Below are 8761 nucleotides of genomic sequence, written 5' to 3'. Positions count from 1 at the left end.
AAATTCAAATTGTGATTAATGATTTGAGTCCAGCTTTTAAAGGAGCAGTAGAAAATGTACTAGGTAGACCAGTCATAGAAGCTGACCGCTTTCGCTTTTATCGGTAAATTTTTTGGAGTACTAGATGGAATAAGAAAACGGGTTCAATTGGAATAAATACTTTCGGTGCTCCACTAGGATTTGTTTTTCGGTAATTCAATTATAAATAAATTGGAGGTTTGCGTGTTTTTTGTTTCTAATTAAATTGTGTCTAACCCCCATTAAATACTATAGAGCATAATAAACCAAGTAACTAAAGTCTTTAAGTAAAAATAAAAAGAGACCTCTAAAAAGGGCTCTCTAACAAATTAGTAATAATTTAATTTATCATTAATAACAAACAACTTTTTTAGGAGGCGGATATCTTTTATCAAAAGAAATTTGAATATTATTTATCTGTTTTGCTTTCCAAATTGAATCAATAATATCCTTTTCTCCTTGAAGAAACGCATGGACTTTATTGCATAGATTTTGAACATTTTTTCTAGTAACATTAAATCTTATCCAAATTAAACCCTGGTGTGTTTTACCTTTACATTTAGGGGGAATTTGAATAATAAAATGTTTACCATTTTGAGTTAATAACACTCTGTCTTCACTAATCGCTATTTGAAGTACAGTCTCATCATCAATCCCCTGTATATTGTATGACCTTACACTCCTCACATCATACCCTAGACTTCTAAAATAAAATTCTGCTTGTGGTGAAATATTTTCATCTAAAAAAATCCTCATATCTATTCCTCATAATATGGATAATCTAAGACTTTAATGACGAAATTTAATGCGTTAAAAACGTCTTCATATTCTAATGAATAATCTTCGCATATCTCCTCAATAGTCATCTCATCTCTAAGACATGCAAGAATTAACGAAACATTAATCCTAGTTCCTTTAACAACGGGCATTCCTCCAAGTATATTTGAAGAAACGTTTATACCATTTGATTTTTTTGCCAAAATTTCCAAATACTGTTTACCCAAAAATTCTAAATCCTGTTTTCCAATCATCTCTATCTTCCTATTCTTGATCAATTGATTTTGGTAAACAGTATATTCACCGTTTAAAGATTTTAGACCTCTCTCTAAATAATGAGGATATTTTTTTTTAGATGTCTTTGTAAATATTCTGGGAGTTTCTTTGAAGACAAATACATTTTTTTCAGATACTGGTTCGTTTATACCTCTAGAATATTCCAATAACTGACAATTCATCATTCACACCTCCCTTAAAAATTAATGTATTGATTCTAATTTTTGTATAATATCTTCTAACAAATTTTTAAAATTAATTAGCTCGTCTTTTGTTAATTCAACTATTATTCTATCAGTACTCTCATCATTTTGACCTTTAATATCTAAGCTTAACTGTATAGAATAAGATAAAATACAATTTGGATTGTCTATACTTCTTTTTGTAAGTATCTCATACTTAATGTCATCAATATACTCATTTTGACAAAGCACTTTAGCAGTTATTTCACCCCAAATATTTTCGTCGCTTAAAATGACATTCTTAACTAAATCAACTATTTCACTATCCCACTCAATAGAATCTTCGCTACTAGATGCAAGTGATTTAGTAATATCTATAATCGTGAATACCGATTTTATAAATTCTTCTTCATTAGCATTAGATTCAATACCACTAATTAGCGTTTCCGGTTTCTTACGCATTTTAAAGTTTGCCCTATTGTCACGCCAATCAACTATAAGTTGATTATCCTTATAAAGTTGTATAAATAAATTTAAATACTTCTCAAATAATTTAACATCCATTTTTTTCACCCTTGTAAATCAATTCGTTTATTTTCTATAATAACAACCTAGAACTGAAAAATTCCTTGTCCCACTATAATTTATGAATTTAATATATATTTAGACAAGAGTGTAAAAAAATCCTCCTCCATCACATAATAAATCACATAATAAAAGAAAATATTACAATAATGATAAAAACACTTGCTAAGATTTGTACTATTGTTTGTTTATTGTAGTGCCAAATTTAAGAATTTAGAAATCTTTGAGAAAAACCATTTGTAAAATCTCTATTCTTTAAGACATTAATAATAAAGAATGATGTAGTATAGATTTATGGACACAACAAAGTTAAGTGAACTAACGAAAGGTCCCATCCAATTTATGAGCCAAAAACGTTATAATCAAGAATTTAAACAAACAATCATTGAACCCTATCGTTCAGACACTTCGGTCAGTCAACTCTCTAGCTAATATAGTGTTTCTGAAGTAACTATTTACTAAGTAGATTAAGCAACTCTAGACAATTGAAGGTGCAAAGGAATTAACTGCAGCTGATGTAGATGCTATCCAAAAGGAAAATCTTCGATTAAAACAGGAAATCGAAATTTTAAAAAGGTTATGACCATATTCTCAAGAAAATAGATGAGCAAAAATTAATCGATTTTATATCAAAAGAGCGAACAACATTCTATCCAAATGATGTGTCGTCTATTAAAGATGCCAAAAAGTACGTATTATCAGCCATTTCATAAGAAACTTAATAGCTATCACGTCGCTAATCAAAAACTACTTGAGCAAATTAAAGCGATTCACAATGATAATAAGGGGCGCTATGGCGCTCCAAAAATTCATGAAAAGCTTAAACAAAAGGGATTTGCATAAAGTATTAAACGAGTTCAGCGTCTAATGAAACAAGCAAATATCAAATCTTGCATTGTTAAAAAATATGACTCGGCATCAACATAAGAATCAATAAAAGAACGTTATATTGTACTAGAATAAGATTTTACTGCCACAACAATAAACGAAAAAATTCATGGAAGCATCGGTTATTTAACGCCTGATGAGTATGAAAAAATGTGTCGTTCTGCTGCATTATCCTAAAGGTTATATGGCGGCCTTTCCTCACATTTTTTTGGCAGAACATCCATGGATTTATCTCTCCACGTCCCGAGTAGGTTGTCAAAGGCTCTTTTCACTTTGACAATATTCTTGCGTTGTGGACCAATCCATGAATGGTTCTTATGCAGAAAAAACTTAATCAAAATGTTTCCAAAAACAAACTTGACTTACTACCATAAATATGATTATTATTTCTTCTAACTAGTTTTATATATCCTTTCATCCTTAATAAGGTTTCAATAACTACACAACTCTGGGTCATCCATAATAAATTTAATAAACATTTTACCGTACGTGAGTATCACTATATCATCTTTACTTCTATCAAATTCTTTTCCTTCGAATTCCCCAAATCTTAAACGAAAACCAATCAAACCTAAATTTTTTAATTGTTCGTCAAGACTTTTAACAAAAGCATTTAATTCATTATCTAAAAGAACAGATTCCTCAGGATATATAGAGTCTAAGTCAGCAAAATAAAATAGCCTTCTTATATGTGCATATCTTAAATTTCTTAAAGTATCAAAATAATTTATTACCACACTCTCTTCTGATTTTTCCTCAATAAATACATTTTGAAAACCATTTAAGATATAATTCACTTTCGCATCTTCATGTTCTTCAATTAAATCAGCCAAAACTATAGGAAATACCTTATGGCTAATATATTCCATAGATAATAAAGATTGAGAAGCAAGTTGACCAATTTTCCGAATTTGCCCTTCATGTTCCTTTAAGCGCTTGGAAAATCTTTTAAATTTAAAAGAATTTAATGCATTTCCTATGTAAGGGGCATAAGATAATCCTATTTCAACAAGATTTCCCATTTTAGAACTGATATCTCCTGCAGTAGCTATCACTTCTTTAACTACTTTATCCAACTCACTCATTAAATTCCCTCCCTATACACGAGAATCCAAAGGAAATTTAATAAGACATAATGTTCTAATAATATACACCTAAACAGATGGCTCTTTCATATACTCTACACCTCGCTAAAGGAAAACTAGTTTATAAAAATCCTTTTCACACTCTCCTCGATAGTATAGTGACTAACCGATATGCAATTATCGTATAAACGGGAATGTACGTTTATTCTAAGCTCCTTACCCACATAAAAATACATTAATTTGGACTTGGTTGGATATTAAAGTGGATCAAAAAACCGCTGACACCTATATGCACATCACTAACAAACTTTAGGATGAAGTACAAGAATGTGTCAACGGTTAAAAAAAACATTGTGGGCAATTGATTCCCTATTTTAGAGAAAAACCTTGTAAATAGAGCCTAACCTATGCTGCCTTCCATCTCGAATTTAATCAATCGGTTCATTTCAACAGCATATTCCATTGGCAATTCACGTGTAAATGGTTCGATGAAGCCCATGACGATCATTTCTGTTGCTTCTTGTTCAGAAATACCGCGGCTCATCAAGTAGAAGAGCTGTTCTTCAGATACTTTTGAAACTTTCGCTTCGTGTTCAAGCGAAATATTTTCGTTCAAGATTTCGTTATAAGGAATGGTATCTGATTTTGATTTATTATCCATAATCAATGTATCGCATTCAACGTTAGAACGAGAGCCGTCCGCTTTGCGGCCGAAATGAACGATTCCGCGATAAGTAACGTTTCCGCCTTGTTTTGAAATGGATTTGGACACGATTGTTGAAGATGTGTTAGGTGCTAAATGGATCATTTTCGCACCGGCATCTTGGTGTTGTCCTTTGCCGGCAATGGCAATAGACAATGTCAATCCGCGTGCTCCTTCTCCTTTCAAAATACAGGCTGGATATTTCATGGTAAGTTTTGATCCGATGTTGCCATCGATCCATTCCATCGTACCGTTTTCATCAACAGTTGTACGTTTAGTTACAAGGTTGAACACGTTATTTGCCCAGTTTTGAATCGTTGTGTAACGGCAGTACGCGTTTTTACCAACTATAATTTCAACGACTGCACTGTGCAAAGAATGTGTTGTATAAACAGGTGCTGTACAGCCCTCTACGTAGTGAACAGATGCATCATCATCAACGATAATAAGAGTCCGTTCAAACTGACCCATATTTTCAGAGTTAATGCGGAAATATGCTTGCAGCGGAGTATCCACTTTTACGCCTTTTGGCACATAAATGAATGAGCCTCCAGACCAAACTGCTGAGTTAAGGGCAGCAAACTTATTATCAGATGGCGGTACAACCGTTCCAAAATATTTTTTAAAGATCTCTTCATTTTCTTTTAAGGCTGAATCGGTGTCTTTAAAAATAATACCGAGTTTTTCAAGATCTTCTTTCATATTATGGTAAACAACTTCTGATTCATATTGAGCAGAAACCCCTGCCAAATATTTTTGCTCCGCTTCAGGAATACCAAGTTTGTCAAACGTCTTTTTAATTTCTTCAGGAACTTCATCCCAAGACCTTTCAGATTTCTCGGAAGGTTTTACATAATACGTAATTTCATCAAAGTTTAGTTCACTTAAATCCCCGCCCCATTGTGGCATTGGAATTTTATAGAACAGTTCTAATGATTTTAGACGGAAATCTAACATCCATTGTGGTTCATTTTTCATTTTTGAGATTTCTTCAACAATCTCTCTTGTTAAACCACGTTTAGCCCTGTAAATCGAAACGTCTTTATCCCTAAAGCCATATTTATAATCGCCGATTTCCGGCATTTTTTTAGCCATGCTTTTGTTCCCCTCCTAAACTGGGTTTAATCACGCAAATTCGTACAGAAATCATTCAATGAAAAAAGCTTGGGGCCTCGATCACTAAAAATTAAGTTTAACTAGGCTGATTGCTGAGGCCTTTCTCCATTGCTTTCCAACATAAAGTTGCACATTTAATCCTCGCCGGAAATTTGGCCACACCAGCAAGTGCTTCAATATCACCTAAGTCAATATCTGAATCGTCATATTCTTCGCCTTGCATCATTTTTGAAAATATTTCAGCAAGCTTCAGAGCTTTCTCAACTTCCAACCCTTTAATAGCTTGACACATCATTGATGCAGACGACATGCTAATCGAACAACCATCTCCATCAAACATGACATCCGTGACGATCCCGTCCTTTACTTTCAGTTGCAATTGAATGCGGTCGCCACAGGTCGGATTGTTCATATTGACTGTAATATCGCTGTCCTCATCCATATGGCCGCGATGGCGTGGATTTTTATAATGATCCATAATTACTTGACGATAAAGCGAATCAAGATTAATATTCCTATCTATAGCTGACATATCCAGCAAACTCCTTTATTTGGATTAACCAAGAAATCAAATGATACTTCCTTATTAGAAGAGGACATTTCCAAAATACTCTTTTGTTTTAATTAAACCTTTAACGAAAATGTCTACTTCTTCTTCTGTATTATATAAATAGAAACTTGCACGTGCTGTTGCCGATACATTAAGCCATTTCATTAATGGCTGCGCGCAATGGTGACCGGCACGAACAGCAATACCTTCAGCATCTAAAACAGTCGCAACATCATGCGGATGAACATCCTTAATATTAAAAGTAACAAGACCTGCACGTTCTTTTGGACCGTAAACAGTAATACCTTCAATTCCTTTCATCTGTTCCATCGCATATTGGACAAGTTTATGTTCATGTTCGGCAATTTTGTCTAAACCAACTTCTTCTAAAAAGTCGATTGCAGCCCCTAGGCCAATTGCTCCTGCGATGATTGGCGTACCGCCTTCAAATTTCCAAGGCAATTCTTTCCAAGTTGAATCATATAAATCAACAAAATCGATCATTTCACCGCCAAACTCAACTGGCTCCATTTTTTCAAGCAATTCTTTCTTGCCATATAAAACACCAATTCCAGTTGGCGCGCACATTTTATGACCGGAAAATGCATAAAAGTCACAATCTAAATCTTGCACGTCAATTTTCATATGCGGTGTACTTTGCGCACCATCGACAACCATCACAGCACCATTTTTGTGTGCGATCGCTGCAATTTCTTTCACTGGATTAATCGTTCCTAAAACGTTTGAAACGTACATAACAGCAACAATTTTCGTCTTAGGAGTTACCGTTTTTTCTACATCTTCTAAAGAAATGGTGCCATCTTCTTGAAGAGGAATATATTTAAGTGTTGCACCTGTTGCTTTTGCAAGCTGCTGCCAAGGGATGATATTACTATGATGTTCCATCGGTGTAATGACAATTTCATCCCCTTCACCGACATTGGCACGACCATAGCTTGCGGCAACTGTATTTAACGCTGTGGTTGTTCCGCGCACAAAAATGATTTCTTGCACAGATTTCGCGTTAATAAATTTCCTTACCTTTTCACGGGCACCTTCATAACCGTCTGTTGCCAGTGTACCAAGGGTATGCACACCGCGATGGACATTGGAGTTGTATTCCCGGTAATAACGGTTCAAAGCTTCGATCACTTGCACAGGTTTTTGTGAAGTGGCTGCATTATCCAAATAAACTAGCGGATGATTATTGACTTGTTGATGAAGAATTGGAAACTGCTTACGGATTTCTTGTACATTCATTAGCGAACTTTCCTTTCGATCACTTCAATGAGCTGATTTTTTACATTTTCAATAGCTAATTCATTGACAACAGGTTTTAAAAATCCGTGGATAATTAAGCGTTCAGCTTCTTTTTTCGGAATACCGCGGCTCATTAAGTAATAAAGCTGAGTCGGATCAATGCGTCCAACCGATGCAGCATGACCTGCCATTACATCATCTTCATCAATTAATAAAATTGGATTTGCATCGCCGCGTGCTTGACCGCTTAACATAAGAACACGTGAAGTTTGTTCAGCATTTGATTTTGTTGCACCATGCTCAATTTTTCCAATGCCGTTAAAAATATTCGTAGCTTCGTCTTTTACAACACCGTGATTTAGTATGTTTCCTTCAGAATGTTTTCCAAAATGAATAATCTTTGTTGTAATATTTTGTTTTTGCTTACCACGGCAGACTGTTACTGTTTTGGAATCAGCATAAGAGCCGTCTCCTATTAAATTAGTTGTATTTTCAGAAACAGTGTTGCCATCATTCATTTGCCCAAGTGCCCATTCAATGCGGCCATTATTTCCAACCACTCCACGGCGGTTTACATAAACTGTCATTCCTTTTGCAAAATGGTCTACCGCACCATAGTGAATGTTTGCATTTGGACCTGCGATCACTTCAGCAATAATATTGGCAACATTTTCTTGTTCAGCAAAAGAAAGATAATTTTCAATATAAGCGACAGAACTATTATCTTCAGCGACAACAATAACGTGGTTAAATAAAGCAGAATCGCTATCTTGCCAATAAATCACTTGAAGCGGTTCTTTCACTTCGACATTTTTAGGAACGTAAATAAATGTACCACCGTTAAACAATGCTGTATGCAAAGCTGCTAGTTTATGTTCATCATATTTGACTGCTTTCGTCATAAAATATTTTTGCAGAAGCTCTCCATGTTGAACAGCAGCTGTTTTAATGTCTGTAAAAATAACACCTTGTTTTGTAAGTTCTTCTGAAATAGACGCATAAGCTAAAGAACCGTTTTTCTGAATAAGCAGATTCTGATTGTTTGCCCCAACATTTACAAGAGCTTTAATCTCTTCTGGAAGCTGTTCTAACGATTCAATCGTTTCATTTTTTAATTCATGTTGAAAATTCGTAAAGTTCCAGTTATCTATTTTTGTTTTATCCGCTTTAGGAAGCGGTAAAGTATCGACTTTTTCCAAAGCTTTTAAGCGCAATTCACGAAGCCATTCCGGTTCGCCCAATGTCGTTGATAATTGGCGAACATATTCGGAACCGTATGGTAGTTTAGTTTCGACTGTCATCAATGTTCCTCCTCACTACT

At 34.5% G+C, this 8761-nt stretch carries 9 protein-coding genes and 1 pseudogene; 2 read left to right on the top strand and 8 right to left on the bottom strand.

What is annotated here, in order from left to right; all coding sequences use genetic code 11:
* Window positions 1-147, top strand: a pseudogene (locus HR057_RS17425) (transposase); the annotation flags it as partial.
* Window positions 148-369: 222 nt separating this feature from the next.
* On the opposite strand, the gene HR057_RS14505 reads toward HR057_RS17425, so the two are convergent.
* Genes HR057_RS14505 through HR057_RS14495 form a run of 3 tightly spaced genes read right to left on the bottom strand, consistent with a single transcriptional unit; the run spans window position 370 to window position 1817 of the window.
* Window positions 370-774: a DUF5615 family PIN-like protein gene (locus HR057_RS14505; RefSeq protein ID WP_173732167.1), complete on the bottom strand. Its 405-nt coding sequence runs from the start codon at window positions 772-774 to the stop codon at window positions 370-372.
* Window positions 775-776: 2 nt separating this feature from the next.
* The gene (locus HR057_RS17155) at window positions 777-1253 is read right to left on the bottom strand and encodes a DUF433 domain-containing protein (RefSeq protein ID WP_230474463.1); all 477 of its coding nucleotides are present in this window, start codon (window positions 1251-1253) and stop codon (window positions 777-779) included.
* A gap of 21 nt (window positions 1254-1274) precedes the next feature.
* Window positions 1275-1817, bottom strand: a complete 543-nt coding sequence (locus tag HR057_RS14495) for a hypothetical protein (protein ID WP_173732166.1) — start codon at window positions 1815-1817, stop codon at window positions 1275-1277.
* A gap of 678 nt (window positions 1818-2495) precedes the next feature.
* On the opposite strand from HR057_RS14495, the gene HR057_RS17420 reads away from it, so the two are divergent.
* A complete protein-coding gene (locus tag HR057_RS17420; protein ID WP_407926129.1) occupies window positions 2496-2681 on the top strand; it encodes an IS3 family transposase in 186 nt (61 codons plus the stop codon).
* Window positions 2682-3157: 476 nt separating this feature from the next.
* Here HR057_RS17420 and HR057_RS14485 read toward each other — a convergent pair whose 3' ends face one another.
* The 5 genes from HR057_RS14485 to sufD all read right to left on the bottom strand — a co-directional run bounded on the left by HR057_RS14485 (window position 3158) and on the right by sufD (window position 8741).
* On the bottom strand, window positions 3158-3811 hold the full coding sequence (locus HR057_RS14485; protein ID WP_173732164.1) for a hypothetical protein: 654 nt from the start codon (window positions 3809-3811) through the stop codon (window positions 3158-3160).
* A gap of 400 nt (window positions 3812-4211) precedes the next feature.
* On the bottom strand, window positions 4212-5609 hold the full coding sequence (gene sufB / locus HR057_RS14480) for a Fe-S cluster assembly protein SufB (RefSeq protein WP_173732163.1): 1398 nt from the start codon (window positions 5607-5609) through the stop codon (window positions 4212-4214).
* Window positions 5610-5706: 97 nt separating this feature from the next.
* A complete protein-coding gene (gene sufU, locus HR057_RS14475; RefSeq protein ID WP_173732162.1) occupies window positions 5707-6162 on the bottom strand; it encodes a Fe-S cluster assembly sulfur transfer protein SufU in 456 nt (151 codons plus the stop codon).
* 54 nt (window positions 6163-6216) lie between these two features.
* Window positions 6217-7440 carry a cysteine desulfurase gene (locus tag HR057_RS14470; RefSeq protein WP_173732161.1) on the bottom strand — a complete coding sequence of 408 codons (1224 nt, stop codon included), beginning with the start codon at window positions 7438-7440 and terminating at the stop codon, window positions 6217-6219.
* Entirely contained in the window at window positions 7440-8741 is a 1302-nt protein-coding gene (gene sufD / locus HR057_RS14465) for a Fe-S cluster assembly protein SufD (RefSeq protein WP_173732160.1), read from the bottom strand. The genes HR057_RS14470 and sufD overlap by 1 nt, the downstream gene beginning before the upstream one ends.
* Window positions 8742-8761 lie beyond the last annotated feature (20 nt).

Source organism: Calidifontibacillus erzurumensis (assembly GCF_013303125.1).
Classification (GTDB): domain Bacteria; phylum Bacillota; class Bacilli; order Bacillales; family Bacillaceae_J; genus Calidifontibacillus; species Calidifontibacillus erzurumensis.
This window is presented reverse-complemented; position numbering and strand designations above follow the sequence as displayed.